This window comes from Streptomyces sp. Root1304 (genome assembly GCF_001426405.1).
Lineage (GTDB): Bacteria > Actinomycetota > Actinomycetes > Streptomycetales > Streptomycetaceae > Streptomyces.
This window is the reverse complement of sequence record NZ_LMEP01000008.1, coordinates 21,502-41,850: the sequence shown is the minus strand read 5'-3', so window position 1 is coordinate 41,850 and position 20,349 is coordinate 21,502. Positions and strand designations below refer to the sequence as shown.

At 72.1% G+C, this 20,349-nt stretch carries 18 protein-coding genes; 3 read left to right on the top strand and 15 right to left on the bottom strand.

Annotated features, from left to right (window positions below; genetic code table 11):
• The first annotated feature begins 5 nt into the window (after positions 1 to 5).
• Positions 6 to 698 carry a nucleotidyltransferase domain-containing protein gene (locus ASD33_RS11880; RefSeq protein ID WP_056557687.1) on the top strand — a complete coding sequence of 231 codons (693 nt, stop codon included), beginning with the start codon at positions 6 to 8 and terminating at the stop codon, positions 696 to 698.
• A gap of 13 nt (positions 699 to 711) precedes the next feature.
• Here ASD33_RS11880 and ASD33_RS11875 read toward each other — a convergent pair whose 3' ends face one another.
• The 6 genes from ASD33_RS11875 to ASD33_RS11850 all read right to left on the bottom strand — a co-directional run bounded on the left by ASD33_RS11875 (position 712) and on the right by ASD33_RS11850 (position 5,743).
• A complete protein-coding gene (locus ASD33_RS11875; protein WP_056557686.1) occupies positions 712 to 1,482 on the bottom strand; it encodes a nucleotidyltransferase domain-containing protein in 771 nt (256 codons plus the stop codon).
• Between the two features lie 3 nt (positions 1,483 to 1,485).
• Positions 1,486 to 2,517 carry an ADP-ribosylglycohydrolase family protein gene (locus tag ASD33_RS11870; protein ID WP_056557684.1) on the bottom strand — a complete coding sequence of 344 codons (1,032 nt, stop codon included), beginning with the start codon at positions 2,515 to 2,517 and terminating at the stop codon, positions 1,486 to 1,488.
• A complete protein-coding gene (locus ASD33_RS11865) occupies positions 2,514 to 3,305 on the bottom strand; it encodes an NUDIX domain-containing protein (protein ID WP_056557682.1) in 792 nt (263 codons plus the stop codon). The genes ASD33_RS11870 and ASD33_RS11865 overlap by 4 nt, the downstream gene beginning before the upstream one ends.
• Positions 3,302 to 4,381: an AAA family ATPase gene (locus ASD33_RS11860; RefSeq protein ID WP_056557680.1), complete on the bottom strand. Its 1,080-nt coding sequence runs from the start codon at positions 4,379 to 4,381 to the stop codon at positions 3,302 to 3,304. The genes ASD33_RS11865 and ASD33_RS11860 overlap by 4 nt, the downstream gene beginning before the upstream one ends.
• Positions 4,378 to 5,031: a nicotinamide riboside transporter PnuC gene (pnuC, locus tag ASD33_RS11855; protein ID WP_056557678.1), complete on the bottom strand. Its 654-nt coding sequence runs from the start codon at positions 5,029 to 5,031 to the stop codon at positions 4,378 to 4,380. Before pnuC ends, ASD33_RS11860 begins: the two co-directional genes overlap by 4 nt.
• A gap of 88 nt (positions 5,032 to 5,119) precedes the next feature.
• Entirely contained in the window at positions 5,120 to 5,743 is a 624-nt protein-coding gene (locus ASD33_RS11850; protein WP_056557676.1) for a TetR/AcrR family transcriptional regulator, read from the bottom strand.
• Between the two features lie 113 nt (positions 5,744 to 5,856).
• On the opposite strand from ASD33_RS11850, the gene ASD33_RS11845 reads away from it, so the two are divergent.
• Complete coding sequence (locus ASD33_RS11845; protein ID WP_056557674.1) at positions 5,857 to 6,879, top strand: hypothetical protein; 1,023 nt, start codon at positions 5,857 to 5,859, stop codon at positions 6,877 to 6,879.
• Between the two features lie 143 nt (positions 6,880 to 7,022).
• Here the strand turns inward: ASD33_RS11845 and ASD33_RS11840 are convergent, their stop codons facing one another.
• The 9 genes from ASD33_RS11840 to ASD33_RS11800 form a co-directional block, all read right to left on the bottom strand.
• Positions 7,023 to 8,240: a pseudouridine synthase gene (locus tag ASD33_RS11840; RefSeq protein ID WP_056557672.1), complete on the bottom strand. Its 1,218-nt coding sequence runs from the start codon at positions 8,238 to 8,240 to the stop codon at positions 7,023 to 7,025.
• Positions 8,240 to 8,845, bottom strand: coding sequence for an SMC-Scp complex subunit ScpB (scpB, locus tag ASD33_RS11835; RefSeq protein ID WP_056557670.1), 606 nt, complete (start codon positions 8,843 to 8,845; stop codon positions 8,240 to 8,242). Before scpB ends, ASD33_RS11840 begins: the two co-directional genes overlap by 1 nt.
• Entirely contained in the window at positions 8,842 to 10,032 is a 1,191-nt protein-coding gene (locus ASD33_RS11830) for a segregation/condensation protein A (RefSeq protein WP_079044717.1), read from the bottom strand. Before ASD33_RS11830 ends, scpB begins: the two co-directional genes overlap by 4 nt.
• A 45-nt stretch (positions 10,033 to 10,077) precedes the next feature.
• Positions 10,078 to 10,581 (bottom strand): hypothetical protein, encoded by a 504-nt coding sequence (locus ASD33_RS11825; RefSeq protein WP_242426954.1) that lies wholly within the window; start codon positions 10,579 to 10,581, stop codon positions 10,078 to 10,080.
• Positions 10,566 to 11,591 (bottom strand): ParA family protein, encoded by a 1,026-nt coding sequence (locus ASD33_RS11820; RefSeq protein ID WP_037637819.1) that lies wholly within the window; start codon positions 11,589 to 11,591, stop codon positions 10,566 to 10,568. The genes ASD33_RS11825 and ASD33_RS11820 overlap by 16 nt, the downstream gene beginning before the upstream one ends.
• Before the next feature lie 448 nt (positions 11,592 to 12,039).
• A complete protein-coding gene (ald, locus tag ASD33_RS11815; protein ID WP_056557666.1) occupies positions 12,040 to 13,155 on the bottom strand; it encodes an alanine dehydrogenase in 1,116 nt (371 codons plus the stop codon).
• Positions 13,156 to 13,301: 146 nt separating this feature from the next.
• Positions 13,302 to 15,287 (bottom strand): tetratricopeptide repeat protein, encoded by a 1,986-nt coding sequence (locus tag ASD33_RS11810; RefSeq protein ID WP_242426953.1) that lies wholly within the window; start codon positions 15,285 to 15,287, stop codon positions 13,302 to 13,304.
• A 422-nt stretch (positions 15,288 to 15,709) separates the two neighbouring features.
• Positions 15,710 to 16,336, bottom strand: coding sequence for an NUDIX hydrolase (locus tag ASD33_RS11805; protein WP_056557662.1), 627 nt, complete (start codon positions 16,334 to 16,336; stop codon positions 15,710 to 15,712).
• 73 nt (positions 16,337 to 16,409) lie between these two features.
• Positions 16,410 to 18,059 (bottom strand): CTP synthase, encoded by a 1,650-nt coding sequence (locus ASD33_RS11800; RefSeq protein WP_056557660.1) that lies wholly within the window; start codon positions 18,057 to 18,059, stop codon positions 16,410 to 16,412.
• A 459-nt stretch (positions 18,060 to 18,518) separates the two neighbouring features.
• Here ASD33_RS11800 and ASD33_RS11795 point away from each other — a divergent pair, with 459 nt between their 5' ends.
• Entirely contained in the window at positions 18,519 to 20,321 is a 1,803-nt protein-coding gene (locus tag ASD33_RS11795; RefSeq protein ID WP_056557658.1) for a glycoside hydrolase family 15 protein, read from the top strand.
• The last annotated feature ends 28 nt before the right edge of the window (positions 20,322 to 20,349 follow it).

Below are 20,349 nucleotides of genomic sequence, written 5' to 3'. Positions count from 1 at the left end.
CCGGCATGACTCCGGACGAGCTGGTGCGCGAGCACACGATCTACTCCTGTGTGATGGGCTCGCGCGCCTTCGGCCTCGCGACCGAGGACAGCGACACGGACCTCCGGGGCGTGTACCTCGCCCCGACGCCGCTGTTCTGGCACTTCGACAAGCCCCCGGCGCATGTGGAGGGACCCGCCGAGGAGCAGTTCAGCTGGGAGCTGGAACGCTTCTGCGAGCTGGCCCTGCGCAACAACCCGAACGTCCTGGAGTGCCTCCACTCCCCCGTCGTGCGGCACGTCGACGACCTCGGCCGGGAGCTGCTCTCGCTGCGCGGGGCCTTCCTGTCCCGGCAGGCCCACCAGACCTTCGTCCGGTACGCGGGCGGCCAGCGCCGCAAGCTGGAGGCGGACGTGCGCCGGTACGGCCACCCGCGCTGGAAGCACGCCATGCACCTGCTGCGGCTGCTGACCAGCTGCCGGGACCTGCTCCGCACGGGCGAGCTGCGGATCGACGTCGGCGAGGACCGCGAGCGGTTCCTCGCGGTCAAGCGCGGCGAGGCGTCCTGGCCCGAGGTCGAGTCCTGGATGAACCGCCTCCAGGAGGAGGCCGACCGGGCCCTCGACTCGACCCCGCTCCCGGTCGCCCCGGACCACGCACGCGTGCAGGACTTCCTGATCCGCGCGCGGCGCGCCTCGGCGCTGGACGTGCTCTCCTAGGGTCCGCCGGGGTCTAGCTGCCCGTCAGCCGGGCCCGTACGACGAGGTCGTGGAGCAGGTCGTGGGCGCGTACCGGCGTCTCGGCGAGCCCGGACGCGGCCTGTGCCTCGTCCAGGACCCCGTGCAGGGCCTCCGTCTCCGCCCGTACGTCCTCGGTCGCCAGGTCCGCGAGCCCGTGCTCCGCCGCCGCCTTGGCCGCGACGAGGTCGGGCAGCCGCGCCGGGGCCTCGGGCACCGCCTCGACCAGGGTCGGCAGATGGGCCTGCAGCTCGCCCGAGCGCATCAGATGGATGCCGGTGAGCAGCGCCCGGTAGGTGTAGAGCAGCGGCTTGAGTTCACCGCTGCTCTCGAAGAGCCGCCACTGCGTCCCGGCGAAGCCCCGGTAGTGGTGGGCGTGGTGGGAGGTGAGCACCTCGGGCACGAGGGAGATCAGCTCGGCGTGCGTCTCCGTGGTGTGCGCGACGAGCGGGGAGGTGAGCTGCTCCAGGACGTAGCCGTTGCGGCGCAGCATCAGCCGGGCGAACTTCCGCAGGTCGTGGGTGACGAGGTCCATCTCGACGCCGTCGCGGTCCCATATCCGGCTGCGGGTCTCCTCGGGTTCCCGCAGCCCGATCAGGGCGTCGACGGGCAGCAGGTGCGCCCCGCGCAGGTCCACGTCCGAGTCGCGGGACGGGAAGCCGTAGAGGTGCGCGCCGGAGACCGTCGCGAAGAGCAGGGGGTCGGGCTGTTCGGCGACGACGGCGGAGAGGTCCGCGCCCGGGGAGAGGTCGAGGGTGAGCGTCATGGATCAAGCGTCCCAGAGGGCGCCGAAGGTCAGCAGGTCGCTCCGGTACTCGATGTGCTCCTCCCACTCCTTCGGCCAGGCGGCGGCCCCGAGGTGGGCTCCGGCGAAGGCTCCCGCGAGGGCGGCGATCGAGTCGGAGTCACCGCGGGTGCAGGCGGCGCGGCGGAGGGCGGTGAGGGGCTCGTCGGGGAAGAGCAGGAAGCAGAGGAGACCGGTCGCGAGGGCCTCCTCGGCGATCCAGCCGTCGCCGGTGTACTCACAGGGGTCGAGCTCCGGGTCGGCCGTGCGCTGGACGGCGTCCAGGCGTTCGAGGACGGCCAGGCACTCGTCCCAGCCGCGCCGGATGAAGTGCAGGGCGTCGGGGTCCTGGGAGCGGGTCCAGAGGTCGCCGAGCCAGTGCTCGTGGTACCGGTCGCGGTTCTCGTACGCGTACGAGCGCAGCTGTCCGACGAGGCCGGCCGGGTCCACGCCCTGCGCGAGCAGGTACACGGCGCGGGCGGTGAGGTCGGAGGCGGCGAGCGCGGTGGGGTGACCGTGGGTCAGGCCGGACTGGAGCTGCGCTGCGCCCGCCCGCTGCTCCTCGCTGAGTCCGGGGACGAGCCCGATGGGCGCCACCCGCATGTTGGCGCCGCAGCCCTTGGAGTGGATCTGGCTGGCGTCCTGCCAGAGCCGGTCTCCGTCGAGGAGGAGGCAGGCGCGCAGGCAGGTGTTGCCGGGGGCACGGTTGTTCTCCGGGGAGTGGTACCAGTCGACGAACTCCTCGCGGACGGGCCGGGTGAGCCGCAGCGGGGCGAGCACGCCCCGGTCCATGGCCGTGCGGATGCCCCGGGCGAAGGCGAGGGTCATCTGGGTGTCGTCGGTGACGTACGCCTTCCCGCCGGTGACGGGCAGGGCCATCGTCCGCCAGGGTCCGGCCTTGGCGAGGATCGCCGGCACGTCGTTGAACTCGGTCGGGAATCCCAGCGCGTCGCCGAGTGCCAGCCCGATCAGGGAGCCGGTCGCGGCCTGCTTGGTGGCGGGGCGTGCGAGGTTCATGCGGGGCGTCCTTCCGGTCGGAGGAGGGGCGGGTGGAGGGTGGTGGCGTCGCCCGCCCGGTAGAGGGCGGCCGGTTTCCCCCGTCCGCCGGTGAGGCGCGGCGGTCCTTCCACGGCCTGGACGAAGCCGGGCGTGGTGAGGACCTTGCGCCGGAAGTTGGGGCGGTCGAGCGGGACGCCCCAGACCGTCTCGTAGACCTGCCGCAGCTCGCCGAGGGTGAACTCGGGCGGGCAGAAGGCGGTCGCGAGGCAGGTGTACTCCAGCTTGGCGCCGACCCGTTCGCGGGCGTCGGCGAGGATGCGGTCGTGGTCGAAGGCGAGGCCCCGGACGGTGTCGTACGGCGTCCAGCGCGCCTGGGCCGCGTCGCCGCCGCCGCGCGGCTCGGGCAGGTCCGGCACGAGGGCGGCGAAGGCGACGGAGACGACCCGCATCCTCGGGTCGCGGTCGGGTTCGCTGTAGGTGCGGAGCTGTTCGAGGTGGAGTCCGGCGACGCCGGCCTCGGAGAGCCCGGTCTCCTCGGCGAGTTCGCGACGGGCGGCCCGCTCGGCGGACTCCCGGGGCAGGACGAATCCGCCGGGGAGAGCCCAGGTACCGGCGTACGGTTCCTGCCCGCGTTCGACGAGGAGGACGTGGAGGCGTTCCTCGCGGACGGTGAGGACGGCGAGGTCGACGGTGACGGCGAAGGGCTCGAAGGCGTACTTGTCGTACCCCTCGGGCGTCGCGGGCGTCGGAGGGACAGGGGGCGTCGGGGGCGTTGGGGGCGTCGGGGGCGTCGGCCGGGTGTTCATCGGCGCTCCGGCAGCGGGTCCGTGAAGCCCCAGCCCTCGGCGAGGAGGCCGTCGACGGCGGCGACGGCGGCCGCGAGCCGCTCCTCGTGGGGGCCGCTGAGGACGGCCGTGCGGCGGCCGGTGTGGGCGAGCTGGGTGAGGAAGCGCGCGGTCATCCAGGGGCGCAGGTGCTCCCCGTCACGGAGCCCGTCGTCCTCGAAGTCGACGCCGCGGTGGTCGGTGAGCAGCCAGAGGTGCTGGCGGCCGTGCGCGGCGATCTCGCCGGTGGCGGTGCTGGCGGTGCCCATGTAGCGCTCGTGCCAGATGGTGGTGGCGAAGGCGTCGGTGTCGCAGAAGAGCACGGGCGAGCCGTCGCGGGCCGCCTCCTCCTCCAGTTCGGCCTGGCGCTGGGCGATGACGGGGAAGTCGGAGGAGTGGAAGGCGACGTCGGACCAGGCGGCGCCGGGGCGCTCGGCGCGCAGCTCGGCGAGCTTGAGTTCGCTGTACTCGCGCCCGTACTCCGGTACGTACCGGGTGCGGGCCCAGATCCCGCCGCGCCGCCGGTAGTGGTCGGCGAGGGCGAGGGCCATGGTGGTGGTGCCGGTGGACTCGGCGCCGAGGACGACGATCCGCCGGGTGAGCGCGGCCCGCACCGGGGGTTCGAGGAAGTCCCAGCAGGCGACGGGGTCCGCGCGGACGGCGGTGCCGGAGACGGGGAAGCGGGTGCGGTCGGGGTCGACGCAGACGGACGCGGCGCCGAAGCGGCGGCCGAGCTCCTCCCCGTACGGCTCCGAGGTGAAGACGGCGTCGACGGGTTCGGGGACGGCGGCCCGGAAGACGGCCATGTGGGCGGCCCAGACGTCGGGGTCCCGGAGGTCGACGGGGATGTCGTCGACGGCGCCGACGACGAGGGCGTCGGGGTGGATCTCGCGCATCCAGGCGACGCGTTCGTCGAGGGGGACGGATTCCACCGAGGAGGCGCAGACGAGGACGGTGAGGCGCTCGCAGCGCGCGCGGGCGGTCTCGACGAGGTGGTGGTGGCCGGCGTGCGGCGGATAGAACTTGCCGAGGACCAGGCCGTGTCCGTAGCGCTTCACGCGGCCGCTCCCACCGCGAGGGCCCGGCGGGCGGTGAGGTCCTTGGTCCAGCCGCGCAGGCCGAGGACGCAGAGCGTCATGAAGCCGACGTAGAGCAGGGAGGTCAGGTACAGCTCCTTGTACGCGTAGAGCGGTACGTAGACGACGTCGGCGGCGATCCACAGCCACCAGGACTCCAGGCGCTTGCGGCACTGGCCGTAGGTCGCCATCAGGGAGAGCGCGGTCGTCAGCGCGTCCCAGAAGGGGACGGTGGAGTCGGTGACGCGGTCGAGCAGCAGGGTGAGTCCGAGGGTCCCCACCACCCCCGCCGCGAGCAGCCACGTCCACTCGGTGCGCGTGGTGCGGCGCACCGGGAGGGCGTCGGAGCCTGGTCCACCCCCGTGGGTCCAGGTCCACCAGCCGTACGCGGCGAGGGTGATGAAGACGATCTGGAGGCCGGCGTCGGCGTAGAGCCCCGCCTGCGTGAAGAGCAGGACGAAGAACAGGTTGTTGGCGATGCCGATGGGCCAGTTGGCCAGGTGCTGCCGGGCGACGAGCCAGACGCAGAGCGCGCCGCTGCCGAATCCGAGGACCTCGGTCCAGCTGACCGGGGTGTCCAGGACGGTGAAGAGCGGCTGTTGCAGGGGTTCCAGCATGCTTGCGAGGCTCACGCCCGCCTCCTTAAGAGTCATGTTGACTATAAAGGTGGGCGACCTCCGGCCACAAGACCGAAAACCCGTGGGCGGCGGACGGCAGGGCTCAGCCGGCCGCTGTCCCGCGCCTCCGGACCAGCGGCAGATACACCTCGTCGACGATCTCGACGAGGACCTCGTCGGGCGCGGTGGGCACCCCGCGGACCACGAACTCGTTGCGGAGCAGCACGACGGCCACCGTGGCGACGCGCGGGTGCAGCGCCTCCGGGGCGGCCTCGCCGCGCGCGACCGCGCGCCCGAGCACGGTCAGCCAGGTGGCGGCCACCGAGTCGCCGGCCTGCTCGGGCAGCTGCGCCAGGAACTCCGTCGCCCCTCCGGCGGCCGCCATGAGTTCGCGCAGGACCGTGCCGAGCGGCGAGCTCCAGTGCCGGTTGGCCCCGCGGAGCAGCTCCAGGGCGTCGGAGCGCAGCTCGCCGGTGTCGGGCGGCTGGACCGAGGTGGCCAGCCGCCGGTAGCCGGCGACGCCGAGCGCGAGGCGGTTGGGCCAGCGGCGGTAGATCGCGTTCTTGTTGGTTCCCGCGCGCCGCGCGACCCGGTCCATGGTCAGTCCGGCGTACCCGGACTCGACCAGTTCCTCGGCCGCCGCCCGCAGGATCGCCTCCTCCAGGGCGGCGCCGCGCCGCCGCGTCTGCCCACCACCGGCGCTCTTCCCCGTCGGTTCGTCGGCCATGTCCTCACCCCGTGATCGGTACCGCTGGTTCCTCTCCATCGTCCTGTTGACCGCACACCACGGGCAAGTAAGGTACGCCAAGTACCTTAACCATCTCGGGGAGGACATCACCCATGCGCGCCAAGGGCATCACGTACGACACCGGTTTCGTCCGCGGGGAGTCCGTCTCCCGCGAGCGCTTCGACCCCGTGACCGTCGAGCGCGAGCTCCGTGTCATCCGGGACGACCTGCACTGCACCGCCGTCCGCGTCACCGGGGGTGACCCCGAGCGGATCGAGCGGGCGGCGAGGTGCGCGCTCGCCCTCGGCCTGGAGGTCTGGTTCTCGCCGTACCCGCTGGAGCTGACCGCCGACGAGATGCTGGCGCTGTTCGCCGACTGCGCCCGGCGCGCCGAGCGGCTGCGGGGGCTCGGCGGCGAGGTCGTCCTCGTCACCGGCGCCGAGCTGAGCCTGATGAACAAGGGCTTCCTGCCCGGCGACTCGATCGACGAGCGGGTCGCGTTCCTGCTGTCGCCGGACCGCCCCGCCGAACGGATCGCGGAGGCCGGGGCACGGGTGAACGAGTTCCTCGGCAGGGCCGTGGCGGTGGTCCGCGAGCACTTCCACGGCAGGATCACCTACGCCTCCGTGCCGCTGGAACAGGTCGACTGGACGCCGTTCGACTTCCTCTCCGTGGACCTCTACCGGTCGGCCGAGATCGCCGACGTCTTCGCCGCGGGCGTGCGGCGGCTCGTCGACCAGGGCAAGCCGGTCGCGATCACCGAGTTCGGCTCCGCGACCTTCCGGGGCGCCGGCGACGTGGGCGCGCGCGGCCTGGAGATCGTCGAGTACGGCGAGGGGCACGGCCCGCTGCGCCTGAACGGGGAGCACGCGCGCGACGAGGCCGGCCAGGCCGCGTACGTACGGGAACTCCTGGAGGCCTTCGACGCCGGGGGCGTCGACACCACCTTCGTCTTCGTCTTCGCGCTCCACGACCACGTCCACCGGCCGGACGCCGACCCCCGGGAGGATCTGGACCTGGCCAGCTACGGCATCGTCAAGGTCTTCGAGGACCGCAAGGGCGACACGTACCCCGACCTGGACTGGGAGCCGAAGGAGGCCTTCGGCGCCGTGGCCGCGTACCACCGGGAGCACTAGGTCGTGTCCGGAAAGTCCCGCCTGGCCCGCGAGCAGACGGCGCCACTTTCCGGACACGACCTAGCGGGGACGGGGAACGCGAAGGAGCCCGTGACCGCCGGGTGGGGCGGTCACGGGCTCCTTCGTAGCGCGGGCCGGGGGCCTTACATGCCGACTTCCTTCATCAGCATGCCGACCTCCGTGTTGGTCAGGCGGCGCAGCCAGCCCGACTTCTGGTCGCCCAGACCGATCGGGCCGAAGGCCGTGCGGACCAGCTTCTCGACCGGGAAGCCGGCCTCGGCCAGCATGCGGCGCACGATGTGCTTGCGGCCCTCGTGCAGCGTGACCTCGACCAGGTAGTTCTTGCCGGTCTGCTCGACCACGCGGAAGTGGTCGGCCTTGGCGTAGCCGTCCTCCAGCTGGATGCCGTCCTTCAGCCGCTTGCCGACCTCGCGGGGCAGCGGGCCGGTGATGGCGGCCAGGTAGGTCTTCTTCACGCCGTACTTCGGGTGCGTGAGGCGGTGGGCCAGCTCACCGTGGTTGGTGAGCAGGATGATGCCCTCGGTCTCCGTGTCGAGCCGGCCGACGTGGAAGAGACGCGTCTCACGGTTGTTGACGTAGTCGCCGAGGCACTGGCGGCCGTCCGGGTCCTCCATGGTGGAGACGACACCGGCCGGCTTGTTCAGCGCGAAGAACAGGTACGACTGGGTGGCGACGGTCAGGCCGTCCACCTTGATCTCGTCCTTCTCCGGGTCGACGCGCTTGCCCTGCTCCAGGACGATCTCGCCGTTGACCTCGACGCGGGCCTGCTCGATGAGCTCCTCGCAGGCGCGCCGCGAGCCCATGCCGGCGCGGGCGAGGACCTTCTGCAGCCGCTCGCCCTCCTGCTCGGCGCCCGGGAAGGTCTTCGGGGTCCTGATCTCCGGCCGGTTCTCGTACCGCTCCCGGTTGCGCTGCTCGATCTTGGCGTCGAGCTCGCGCGAGCGGGCCGGGGCCTGCCGCTGGCCGTGCGGGCCACGACGGGGCGGGGTGCCGCCCTGGGGTGCCTTGGGGCCGCCCTTGGCGCCGCCGCGGGCCGCGGAGCCGCGGCCCTTCTTCGGGGCCTCCGCGGGCGGGCTCACGTCGTAGGAGCGCTCCTCGGGGCGAGGCCGGCGCGGGTTGCTCGGGCGCTTCTGGTCGTCACGGCCGCCACCCTGGTAGCCACCGCCGCCGCCACCGCCCTGGTAGCCGCCGCCACCACCGCTGCCGCCCCGGTAACCGCCGCCGCCGCCGGAGCCGCCGCGGCCGCCGCCGCCACCGCTGCTGCCGCCGCGGCCGCCGCTGTTGCCACCACGGCTCCCGCCGTTGTTTCCGCTGCTGTTCCTGCCGCTGCTGCTTCGCATCAAACTTCCGTCTTGTCGTCGTCGTCCTCACGATCCGGTGCATCCGGATCGAACGACGGGACCCCTTCCAGCGAGTCCGGCTCGACCGCCTCCGCCTCGGGGAGGAAGGGCGCCAGCTCGGGGAGCTCGTCCAGGCCGCGCAGGCCCATCCGCTCCAGGAAGTAGTTCGTCGTCCTGTACAGGATCGCACCTGTTTCGGGTTCCGCGCCCGCCTCCTCCACCAGACCCCGCTGCAGGAGGGTCCGCATCACCCCGTCGCAGTTGACCCCGCGGACCGCCGAGACCCGGGAACGGCTGACCGGCTGGCGGTACGCGACGACCGCCAGGGTCTCCAGGGCCGCCTGGGTGAGCCGGGCCTGCTGGCCCTCCAGGACGAAGGCCTCGACGGCCGCGGCGTGCTCGGCGCGGGTGTAGTAGCGCCAGCCGCCGGCCACCCGCCGCAGCTCGAAGCCCCGGCCCTGGACGGTGTACTCGTCGGCCAGCTCCCGCAGGGCGTCCGCGACCTCGCGGGGGGTCCGGTCCAGGACCTTGGCGAGGTGGGCCTCGGTGGCGGGCTCGTCGACGACCATCAGGACGGCTTCGAGGGCGGGCTTGAGGTCGCTCATGCGGGGGCCTCCTGGTCGAATTCGTCCGTCACGGACCCGGCCGGGTCCGCCTCCCCGCCGGTCCAGGAGACGGTGAGGTCCCCCAGGGCGGTCTCCTGGTCGAGGGCGACGGCCTTCTCCCGGTAGAGCTCCAGGAGGGCGAGGAAGCGGGCCACCACGGTCAGCGTCTCGTCGCCGACGTCCTCGATCAGCTCGCGGAAGAGCGCCGTCCCGCGCTCGCGGAGCAGCGCGACGACCACGGCGGCCTGCTCGCGGACGCTGACGAGCGGGGCGTGGATGTGGTCGACGTACACCTGAGGCTCGGCCCTGGGCCGCATCGCCTTGACCGCCAGCTTCGCGAAGCCCTCGGCGCCGATGGAGATGACGACCTCGGGGAGCAGCTCGGCGTGGTGCGGTTCGAGTCCGACGGTACGGGGGTGGCGGCGGCCCTCGGCCTCCCAGCGCTCCGCGAAGATCGCCGCGATCTTCTTGTACGCCCGGTACTGGAGCAGCCTCGCGAAGAGCAGGTCGCGGGCCTCCAGGAGGGCGAGGTCGGCCTCGTCCTCCACCTCGGCGGCGGGCAGCAGCCGGGCGGCCTTGAGGTCGAGGAGGGTGGCGGCGACGACGAGGAACTCGGTGGTCTGGTCGAGGTCCCCGTCGGGACCGAGGGCGCGCAGGTGCGCCATGAACTCGTCGGTGACCTGCGAGAGCGCGACCTCGGTGACGTCGAGCTTGTGCTTGGTGATCAGCTGGAGGAGCAGATCGAAGGGCCCCTCGAAGTTCGAGAGCCGCACGGTGAACCGACCGCTGTCGCCGTCACCACCGTCGCCGCGCCCGGCCTCGGCAGCACCGTCACCGTCACCGCCGTGCCCGGCCTCGACGGCCCCGGCTCCGGCCTCATCGGCGTCGACACCATCCTCAAGGGCCCCGGAACCGCCCTCACGCGCGCCCGTGGCACCCTCTCCGGCCTCGGTGCCCCCGTCACCGCCCCGAAGGGCCCCGGAGCCGCTCTCAGGGCCGTCAGGGCCCTCGGAGCCGTACTCCCGCCCGTCCGGCCCCTCGGCCGGGGCCGCAGAGCCGTCCGGCCGCCCCTCGTCCTGTACGGGAGGGCCGGCCGGAGGCTGTGGTGCGGCCTCCTCCGGCTCGCCCGGCCCGCGGCCCAGGAGGCGGCGTGGCGGGCGGGACGTTTCATCGGGGGCGTGGTGCATGGAGGTCCAGGGGGAACGGGGAGCGCGGCAGCCCGCAGGCTACCGTCAGCGGCCGCGCAGGCGGCGGACGAGGATGCTCGCGTCGCCGCGGGACTCCAGGTCCGCCAGGACGACCGCGACGGCCTCCCGGACGATCCGGCCGCGGTCCACGGCGAGACCGTGCTCACCGCGGAGCACCAGCCGGGCGTGCTCCAGGTCCATCAGCTCCTCGGCGGAGACGTAGACCGTGATCTTCTCGTCGTGGCGCTCCCGGCCGCTGGGCCGCCGGTTCGGGGCCCGACCGCCGCCGCGTCGCCGCGCCGCCGGGGCGGGGACCGCGGCCGCGGGTGCGCCCTTGGCGGCGGCGCCGTCGGGCTCCGCCGTCCTCGCGCTCGGTTCTGCGGTCTCGGAGTCCGCCGCCGTGTGCTCCGCGGAGCCCTCGGCCGCCGCCGGGGCGCTCTCGCCCGCCGGTGCCGGGACGGCCCGGCGGGGTGCGGACGACTGGAGCGCCGTCCCCCCGGTCGTACGGAAGAGTTCGTCGGCGCCGGGCAGACTCACTCGGCGTGACACCGGGCGAGCACCTCCCTGGCGAGCTGACGGTAGGCGGCGGCGCCCACGGAGTTGGAGGCGTACGTGGTGATGGGCTCACCGGCGACCGTGGTCTCCGGGAAGCGCACCGTCCGCCCGATGACCGTGTGGTACACGTGGTCGTCGAAGGCCTCGACGACGCGCGCGAGGACCTCACGGCTGTGCACCGTACGGGAGTCGTACATCGTGGCGAGGATGCCGTCGAGCTCCAGCTCGGGGTTGAGCCGCTCCTGGACCTTCTCGATGGTCTCGGTGAGCAGCGCCACTCCGCGGAGCGCGAAGAACTCGCACTCCAGCGGCACGATGACCTTGTGAGCCGCCGTCAGGGCGTTCACGGTCAGCAGGCCGAGCGAGGGCTGACAGTCGATCACGATGTAGTCGTAGTCGTTCATCAGCGGCTTCAGGGCGCGCTGGAGCGTCGACTCGCGCGCGACCTCGCTGACGAGCTGGACTTCGGCGGCCGAGAGGTCGATGTTGCTCGGCAGCAGGTCCATGTTGGGCACGGCGGTCTTCAGGAGGACCTCGTCCGCCGACATGCCCCGCTCCATGAGCAGGTTGTAGACGGTGAGGTCGAGCTCCATCGGGTTCACGCCGAGGCCGACCGACAGGGCTCCCTGCGGGTCGAAGTCGACGAGCAGCACCCGTCGTCCGTACTCGGCGAGCGCGGCACCCAGGTTGATGGTCGACGTGGTCTTGCCGACGCCGCCCTTCTGGTTGCACATCGCGATGATCTTCGCGGGTCCGTGGTCGGTCAGGGGACCCGGGATCGGGAAGTACGGCAGGGGCCGTCCGGTGGGGCCGATCCGCTCGCGGCGCTGGCGGGCAGCGTCGGGTGCGAGGGTGGCCGCGTACTCCGGGTCGGGCTCGTACTCGGCGTCGGGGTCGTAGAAGTGCCCCTCGGGCACCTCGTCAAAGGCGGCGAAGTGGGTGGACTCTCGGCCCATCTCGTTGCCGGCCGTGGCGTTCACGTGTAGGCCGTCCATCGTCTTCATCGTGTGGGCTGTCGTCATGGGCTGGTGCGTCGCGAAGGTCCGCACCGCGACGGAGCCGATCGGAGCACCTGGCGCACCGCTCCCGGGAGTAATTGTCGACTCATTCACAAGTCGTCTACCTCCTTGGATGTCACCAGGAACATTTATCGATAGGTCAGCGTGGCACCATGCCGACGGTTGGCGACTCTATGGCGTGTCACCGCTCCGCAGCAACACAATCCGCCGGACCCGGCCCGATGTGTCGGCAACCGAACACGTCTCTGTCAAGGGTGCGCAGGCATGCATCCACACGTTTCAGGGGTGTGCGAAACGGTTAAAGGGTTACGTTCGAGGCGAGTTGGCCGAACGTTACGGCAGGCCCGGAGACACGGCCGGCCGGACCTTGTCGAACAAGGTCCGGCCGGGTGCGTGGCATTGACGGCACGCGTTGACGGCGGTGCCGCGGAGGTCAGCCCAGGAGGGTGCTGAGCTCGACGTGCTCGAGGCCGTGCGCCTCGGCGACCTCCTTGTAAACCACCTTGCCGTCATGGGTGTTGAGGCCCAGACCGAGGGCGGCGTCGCGGCGCAGCGCCTCGGCCCAGCCGTTGTTCGCCAGCGACACGATGTAGGGCAGCGTGGCGTTGGTGAGGGCGTAGGTGGAGGTGTTCGGGACCGCGCCGGGCATGTTGGCGACGCAGTAGAAGACCGAGTTGTGGACCTGGAAGGTCGGCTCGGTGTGGGTGGTCGGGTGCGAGTCCTCGAAGCAGCCGCCCTGGTCGATCGCGATGTCGACAAGGACACTTCCGGGCTTCATCTTGGCGACGAGCTCGTTGGTGACCAGCTTCGGGGCCTTGGCGCCCGGGATGAGAACGGCGCCGATGACGAGGTCGGCCTCGACGACGGCCTTCTCCAGCTCGTAGGCGTTGGAGACGATCGTCTGCACCTTGGTGCCGAAGATCTTGTCGGCCTCGCGGAGCTTGTTGATGTCCTTGTCGAGCAGGGTCACGTGGAAGCCCATGCCGACGGCGATCTGGGTGGCGTTCCAGCCGGAGACGCCGCCGCCGATGACGACGGCCTTGCCGGCGTGGGTGCCGGGCACGCCGCCGGGCAGGACGCCGCGACCGCCGGCCGAGCGCATCAGGTGGTAGGCGCCGACCTGCGGGGCCAGCCGGCCCGCGACCTCGGACATCGGGGCGAGCAGCGGGAGGGCGCGGTTCGCGGTCTCCACGGTCTCGTACGCGATGGCGGTGGTGCCGGAGGCCAGGAGGGCGTCCGTGCACTCGCGGGAGGCGGCGAGGTGCAGGTAGGTGAAGAGGGTCTGGTCCTTGCGGAGGCGGTGGTACTCCTCCGCGATGGGCTCCTTGACCTTGAGCAGCAGGTCGGCGGTGGCCCAGACCTCGTCGGCGGTGGGGAGGATCTCGGCGCCGGCGGCGACGTACTCCTCGTCCGTGATCGAGGAGCCGACACCGGCGTTCTGCTCGACGAAGACCTGGTGGCCGTGGCGGACGAGCTCGTGGACACCAGCAGGGGTGATGGCCACGCGGAACTCGTTGTTCTTGACCTCGCGGGGGATGCCGACCTTCATCGTCGATCACGGTCCTTGAATCAGGGGGATATCTGGGGCACTGCGATACATACCCGGATGCACTGCGGCGCACCGGGGCACACCACGTTCACACGCGGCGGACCCAGTCTAATGAAGGAGTTCCCGCTGTCTAGCCTTTCAAAGTACTAATCTTCGCTGGAGCCACTACGGATTTCGTAGGCTGGTGATGCCGTTTCCAGCAGTCTGTCCGCAGCGGCCCGGTGCAGCCGGGCGGCGGCCGGGTCGCCGAGCCGGTCGAGGGTGTCGGCCAGCCGCAGCTGGAGTGCGGCCTGGAGCCGGGTGTCCTGGGCGCGCCGGGCCCATTCCACCGCTTCCTCGCAGGTCCGCAGGGATTCCTCGGGCCGTCCGGCGTACTCCTGGACCCGGGCCGCCTCGCTCAACGCCCGTGCGTGGCCCGGGAGATCGTCGAGGCGCCGATAGCCGGCCGCGGCGGCCCGCCAGTTCCGCAGGGCCTCGCCGTACCGGCCCGCGTAGGTCTGTACGGCGCCGAGGCGGGCGTACAGCCGAGCCTGGTCGGCGCGCTCGTCCCGGGCGAGGCGCTGGGCGAGCGCCCGCCCGTACCAGTCGCCGGCCCGCTGCCAGTCTCCCAGCTCCTGATACGAGCCACCTACGGATTCCATTGCGCGACCGGTCGCGTACGGGTCATTTGCTGCGCGTCCGGCCTCCAATGCCAACCGATATCGCAGCAGAGCGTCCTTCGTCCTGCCGGTCCGGGCGTCGAGATCGGCGAGGTTCAGCAGGGCGGCGGCCCGCTCGCGGTGCAGCCCGTGCCGCTCGGCCACGTCCAGGACCAGCTGGTGCAGCCCGTACAGCTCGGGAGCGGCGGCCTCGGCGCCCCGGTGCGCCGCGAGCGCCCGGACCAGGGAGGCGATGAGACGGCGGGCGAGGGTGTCGAGCTCCCCGTCGGCGACGGCGAGCCGGGCGGAGGCGAGCAGGAAGGACTGGCGGGAGCGCAGCCAGAGGGCTCCGGCGGCGGCGTTCGGGAAGCGCAGGGCGCGGGGCAGGCCGGCCAGCTTCCGGCGGGCGGGCGAGCCCTCGGGTTCGGTGACCGCACGGCAGGACTGGAGGAGCCGTACGGTCCGCTCCAGCATCCGGGCCCGGGCGAGCTGCACCTCGGCGGGCCGGTCGCGCTCCTCCAGCTGGGCGCGAAGGAGGGGGACGAGATGGCCGGGCACCTCGTACTGCCCGTCCTCGCCGGCGGTGACGAGTCCCAGGGCGGCGAAGTCGGCGAGGGTGGTGGTGGCCGCCGAGACCGAGCAGCCGGCCAGGGCGGAGGCGGTGTGGGCGTCCGCCCGGCCGAGTGGCGCCAGGGAGAGGAATCGCAGTATCCGGGCGGCGGGCCCGGCGAGCGCCTCGTGGGCGAGGTGGAAGGCGCGGGTCAGCGGGTCGCCGGCGAGGGCCCGGAGCCGCTTGGCGAGGTCGGCCACGGAGGCCGTGGGCTCGCCGGCGAGCCAGCCTCCGGCGAGGACGACGGCGGCGGGCAGCCCGCCGCACTCCTCGACGAGGGTCTCGGCGGCCTGCGGGTCGACGGTGACGCGTACGGAGCCGGTGAAGGCGGTGAGGAGTTCGATGGCCGACTTGGGGTCGAGCCCGCCGAGGGTGCAGGGGCGTACGTCGGGGATGCCGGTGAGCGGGCCCCTGGCGACGCCCACCACCAGGGTGTCGGGGTCGTCGGGGATCAGCGGGTCGGCCTGCTCGGCGTCGACGGCGTCGTCGAGGATGAGGACGGCGCGGCGGCCGGCGAGGGCGCCGCGGACCAGCTCGGTCAGTTCGTCCTCGGCGGCGCCGGGGGGTTCGGCCACCCCGAGCGCGGCGAGGAGTTCACGGGCGACGCGGGCGGTGGGGACGGGGTCGCCGCCGGGCTCGGTGAGACGGGCCCGGAAGATGCCGTCGGGGTAGCGGTCGGCGAGTCCGGCGGCGAGCTCCTCGGCGAGCGCGGTGCGTCCGGAGCCGGGCTTCCCGGCGATGAGCAGGACGCGGGCGCGGGGGGCCTTGCGGCCGGTCAGGGTGTCGAGGCCGGTCCGCTCGATGTCGGCGCGCAGGGCCTTCAACTCCCGCTGCCGGCCGAAGAACTGCCGGCTGCCGGCCGCCGCCACCGCCTGATCCGTCACGGGCCACGCTCCCGTCCACCTGCACACGAGCCGATCCCGCGGGGTGTCCGCACGGGCGATCCCGAGCGTAGTTCAGGGCGGGGTACGGACCTGGCGGAGCAGGGCGGACACATCCCCCGATCGGATCAACAGATGTTCACACCGGAACCACCCACCATGGGGCTGCCCGCCCGCCGGTTGCGGGCCACGTCCCGGCCCCGCCGCAGGGGCCAGGCCTTCAGTGCCTGAACCCGCACCCGTGGTGCAACGCGCCGGCGGTGCGGGCCAAGGCACAAGGGGCCGAGGCGCGGCCAAGCGCGCCGTCCCGTGTGCCCACCCGTCCCGCCCCAGCGGGACGATTGCCCACACGGCGGTGGGAGCGGCGGCTCGGCGCGGGCCGCGCGACGACGGTGGGCGGCGCGGCCCGCACCAAAACCCCTCCGCTACGCCTCGAACGGTCGTGCCGGCCAAGCCGCCTCCGCCGGCCTCAGCGCCTCCAGCCCCTCCCCCGCCCGCGCCGCCGCCAGCGACAGCACTCCCACCACCAGGCAGTTGTTGTGCAGCTCCCCCGCGAGGACTCCGCGTACGAGCTCCGGCAGCGGCACCCGTGCCAGCTCCATGTCGGCCTCCTCCTCGGAGACTTCGAAGCGCTCACCCTCCGCCTCCGCGATCCCGCGCGCGAGGAAGATCCGTACGGCCTCGTCGCAGCCGCCCGGCGTCGTGTAGACGTCGGTCAGGACGCGCCAGTCCTCCGCCTTGACGTGCGCCTCCTCGTACAGCTCGCGCTGCGCCGCGTGCAGCGGGTTCTCACCGGGCACGTCGAGGAGGCCCGCCGGGATCTCCCAGAGCTTCTGCCGCACGGGGTGCCGGTACTGCCGCAGGACGAGCACACGGTCCTGCTCGTCGAGGGCGAGGACGGCCACCGATCCGGGGTGGACCTGGTAGTCGCGGCGCGCGACCGTGCCGTCCGGCATGACCACGTCGTCCGTGCGGACACTCGTCTTGTTTCCCTTGAAGGGGGTGGTGGTGGCGACGACGCGCCACTCCTCCGGGGTGTCCTGCACGCGCATGAGTAGTCCTCTCGTACGAAAACCGGGGTACGGGTCCACAGGACCCGTACCCCGGTTACGTTAACGCGCCGTACTACTTGCCCGTCTTGCGCTCCACGGCCGCCTTCACCAGACCGGCGAAGAGCGGGTGCGGACGCGTCGGACGCGAGCGCAGCTCCGGGTGCGCCTGCGTGGCGACCAGGTAGGGGTGGATCTCGCGCGGGTACTCGACGTACTCGACGAGCTTGTTGTCCGGGGAGGTGCCGGAGAAGACCAGACCGGCCTTCTTCTCCAGCTCCGCGCGGTAGGCGTTGTTCACCTCGTAGCGGTGACGGTGACGCTCCTCGACGTACGGCTCGTCGTTGTAGACCTCGCGGACGACCGAGCCCTCGGCGAGCTTCGCCGGGTAGAGGCCGAGGCGCATCGTTCCGCCCAGGTCGCCGGCGCCCTCGACGTACGCGAGCTGCTCCTCCATCGTCGAGACGACGGGGTGCGCGGTCGCCGGGTCGAACTCGGTGGAGTTGGCGTCCGGGATGTCCGCCAGGTTCCGCGCGGCCTCGATGACGATGCACTGCAGACCGAGGCAGATGCCGAGCAGCGGCACCTTGTTCTCGCGGGCGTACTGGATCGCGCCGATCTTGCCGTTCACACCGCGGTCGCCGAAGCCGCCGGGGATGAGGATCGCGTCGACGTCGCCGAGCTGCTTCTCGGCGCCGGCCGGGGTCTTGCACTCGTCGGAGGTGACCCACTTGACCTTGACGCGGGCCTTGTTGGCGAAGCCGCCGGCGCGCATGGCCTCGGTGATGGAGAGGTACGCGTCGGGGAGGTCGATGTACTTGCCGACGAGCGCGACCGTGACCTCGTGCTCCGGGTTGTGGACGCGGTCGAGGAGGTCCTCCCAGACGGTCCAGTCCACGTCGCGGAAGGGCAGGTCGAGCTTGCGGACGACGTAGGCGTCCAGGCCCTCGGTGTGCAGCACCTTCGGGATGTCGTAGATCGACTTGGCGTCGATCGCGGCGACGACCGCGGCCTCGTCGACGTCGCACATCAGCGAGATCTTGCGCTTGATGGCGGTCGGGACCTCGCGGTCGGCGCGCAGCACGATCGCGTCCGGCTGGATGCCGATGTTGCGCAGCGCGGCGACCGAGTGCTGGGTCGGCTTGGTCTTCAGCTCGCCGGAGGGGCCGATGTAGGGCAGCAGCGAGATGTGCACGACGAAGACGTTGTCGCGGCCGACCTCGTGGCGGACCTGGCGGACGGTCTCCAGGAAGGGCAGCGACTCGATGTCGCCGACCGTGCCACCGACCTCGGTGATGACGACGTCGACGTCGTCGGTCGCCATGCGGCGGATCCGGGACTTGATCTCGTTGGTGATGTGCGGGATGACCTGCACGGTGTCACCGAGGTACTCGCCGCGCCGCTCCTTGGCGATGACCTGCGAGTAGACCTGGCCGGTGGTGACGTTGGCCGAGCCGTCGAGGTCGACGTCGAGGAAGCGCTCGTAGTGGCCGATGTCCAGGTCGGTCTCGGCGCCGTCGTTGGTGACGAACACCTCGCCGTGCTGGAAGGGGTTCATCGTGCCCGGGTCGACGTTCAGGTAGGGGTCGAGCTTCTGCATCGTGACCCGCAGGCCCCGGGCCTTGAGGAGCGCACCCAGGCTGGAGGCGGTCAGGCCCTTGCCGAGGCTGGAGGCGACACCCCCGGTGACGAAGATGTGCTTGGTCGTCGTGGTTTTGGGCGGCATCGCCAAGAGGGGGCTCCCGTGGTCGCGTTCTGGAGGTGCGTACCGGCGTCCCCTCCGGAAGAATCGGGGGGTGCCGTCGCTGCGGTTTCGGGGTCCTCGGCTGTCGCCGTTTCCCACCGGTCCACGGGGTACCAGGGTATCAGCGACATCGGGAGACCGCTTCCGGCCACACGCGGCAGTCGGGTGTTCACGGACGGCGACGGGGGTACGGGGGCGGGCGGAAGGCGGGGTTCACCCGAATGGAGCAGCGCGCCGCTCGTGTGATCACTACGGTCACGGGGGCGCGTCGTATTCTGCTCGGACATCGCCCGCCGAGTCGGCCGGTTCGTCCCGCACACTGGCCGTACGGGCACCGCGCACGGGCCCGACATCGCACACACGGACACCGCACAGACAGCACGCACATCCGTTGCAAGCGCCCCGCGGGGCGGACATGGCCGTTCGACTGGAGTGAAGCACGTGGCCGGGCGCATCGAGGATTACGCACTCATCGGGGACATGCAGACCGCGGCGCTGGTCTGCCGGGACGGCAGCGTCGACTGGCTCTGCCTCCCCCGCTTCGACTCGCACGCGGTCTTCGCCGGACTGCTCGGCACCGAGGAACACGGATTCTGGCGGGTGGGTCCCGCCGGTCCCGCGGACGCCGATCCGGCCCCGGCCGACCGGCGCCGCTATCTGGGCGACTCGCTGATCCTGGAGTCCGAGTGGGACACCGAACGCGGCACGGTCCGGGTGACCGATTTCATGCCGCCGCGCGACGGCGCGCCGCAGCTCATCCGGATCGTCGAGGGCGTCTCCGGCCGGGTGCGGATGCGTTCCGCGCTGCGGATGCGGTTCAGCTACGGCCGGATCGTGCCCTGGGTCCACAAGGTCGGCGAGCGCACGGTCGCCGTCGCGGGCCCCGACTCGGTGTGGTTCGACACGGATGCCGAGACCCACGGCAAGGACCTGACGACGTACTCCGAGTTCACCGTGAACCCCGGTGACCGGATCGCGTTCACGCTGTCCTGGCAGCCCTCCCACCGGGAGCCGCCGGCCCTGCCGGACCCGGAGGGGTCCCTGGAGGCGACCGCCGAGTTCTGGCGCGAATGGGTCGACCACTGCACGTACCACGGCCCCTACCGGGAGGCCGTGATCCGCTCCCTGATCACCCTGAAGGCGCTGACGTACGCGCCGACCGGCGGGATCGTGGCGGCGCCGACGACCTCGCTGCCCGAGGAGATCGGCGGCGTCCGCAACTGGGACTACCGCTACACCTGGCTGCGGGACGCGGCGATCACCCTCTCCTCGATGCTCCGCACCGGCTACCGCGAGGAGGCCCGCGCCTGGCGGGACTGGCTGCTCCGCGCCGTCGCGGGCGACCCGGAGAACCTCCAGATCATGTACGGCATCGCGGGCGAGCGGGAGCTCGGCGAGGCGGAGCTCGACTGGCTCCCGGGGTACGAGAACTCCGGCCCGGTCCGGGTCGGCAACGGCGCCGCCAACCAGCTCCAGCTGGACGTCTACGGCGAGGTCACCGAGGCCCTCCACCTCGCGCACATGACAGGGCTCTCCCGCAACGACTACGCCTCGCTGCTCCAGATCAAGCTGATCAACTACCTGGAGAAGCACTGGGACCAGCCCGACGAGGGCATCTGGGAGGTGCGCGGCCCGCGCCGCCACTTCGTCCACTCCAAGGTGATGGCCTGGGTGGCCGTCGACCGCACGATCAAGCTGATCGAGTCCGGGGACGCAGACGGCCCGCTGGAGAGCTGGCGCGAGCTGCGCGACGAGATCCACCGGGACGTCTGCGAGAAGGGCTACGACCCCGAGCGGAACACCTTCACGCAGTCGTACGGCTCCAAGGAGCTGGACGCCTCGCTGCTGCTGATCCCGCAGATGGGCTTCCTGCCGCCGGACGACAAGCGGGTCATCGGCACGATCGAGGCGATCCAGCGGGAGCTGTCCACGGAGGACGGCTTCGTACTGCGCTACCCGACGTCCGGTGAGGAGGCCGGTGTCGACGGCCTGGAGGGCGACGAGGGCGCGTTCCTCGCGTGCTCCTTCTGGCTGGCGGACGACCTGGCGATGATCGGCCGGGTGGACGAGGCCCGCACCCTCTTCGAGCGGCTCCTCGCGCTCCGCAACGACCTGGGCCTGCTCGCGGAGGAGTGGGACCCGAGGCTCCAGCGGCAGGTGGGCAACTTCCCGCAGGCCTTCAGCCACGTCCCGCTGATCGACACGGCCCTCCGTCTGACGGCGAGCGGGGCGTACGGCGGCTGAGCCGCCGGGGACTCCTTCGCTCCCCGCC